This window comes from Bradyrhizobium macuxiense (genome assembly GCF_001542415.1).
GTDB classification, from domain to species: domain Bacteria; phylum Pseudomonadota; class Alphaproteobacteria; order Rhizobiales; family Xanthobacteraceae; genus Bradyrhizobium; species Bradyrhizobium macuxiense.
In genome coordinates this window covers 1-862 of record NZ_LNCU01000111.1, presented here as the reverse complement: position 1 = coordinate 862, position 862 = coordinate 1, and the positions used below count along the sequence as shown (strand labels likewise).

At 60.6% G+C, this 862-nt stretch carries 1 protein-coding gene; it reads left to right on the top strand.

The features are described from left to right. Nucleotides 1-862: IS701 family transposase (locus AS156_RS33480; protein ID WP_136626575.1), on the top strand; the 862-nt coding region annotated here is incomplete at both ends.

The window sequence follows — 862 nt, the reverse complement described above, 5'->3', positions numbered from 1 at the left end:
GAACGCTGGCTGATGCCGTTCTTGGACCGGCTGGGTCATAAGACTCGGCAGCGGATGTGTCCTCTGTACGTTGCGGGACTGATCGGTCCTGGCGATCGCAAGAGCGTTCAGCCGATGGCGGAGCGCCTTGCCACGGGCAACTACGACCAACTGCACCATTTCATTGCGGACGGTGTCTGGGACGCGACGCCGCTGGAGACGGAGCTGCTCAACCAGGCGGACCGACTTGTCGGCGGTAGGGATGCGGTGCTCGTTATTGATGACACCTCACTGCCGAAGAAGGGCGAACGCTCGGTTGGTGTTGCAGCTCAATACGCGTCGGCTCTCGGCAAAACGGCAAATTGCCAAACGCTGGTGTCTTTGACGCTTGCGCGCGGCGAAGTGCCGGTGATGGTCGCGTTGCGCCTCTTTCTGCCCGATAGTTGGACAAGCAACGTGTCTCGTTTGAAGCGCGCTCGCGTGCCAGTCGAACACCGAACGCTACGGTCCAAGCCGGAGATTGCTTTGGCCGAGATTGACCGCGTGATGGCAGCCAACGTGCGCTTTGGATGTGTGCTGGCGGATGCAGGATACGGGCTCAGCGCACCGTTTCGACAAGGGCTAACAGAGCGCGGGCTGGCCTGGGCTGTCGGCATCCCTCGGCACCTGAAGGTGTATCCGGTCGATGTGAAGCTCATTTGGCCGATTACCAAAGTCCGCGGAATACCACGAAAGCACCACGTGCCAGATATCTTATCGATTGCGGCAGAACAAATGCTGGCCAGCGCCAAATGGAAAACCGTGAGTTGGCGCAGCGGGACGAAAGGGCGGCTGAAAGCTCGATTTGCTGCTCTTCGTGTCCGCACCGCCGACGGCCCTCCGC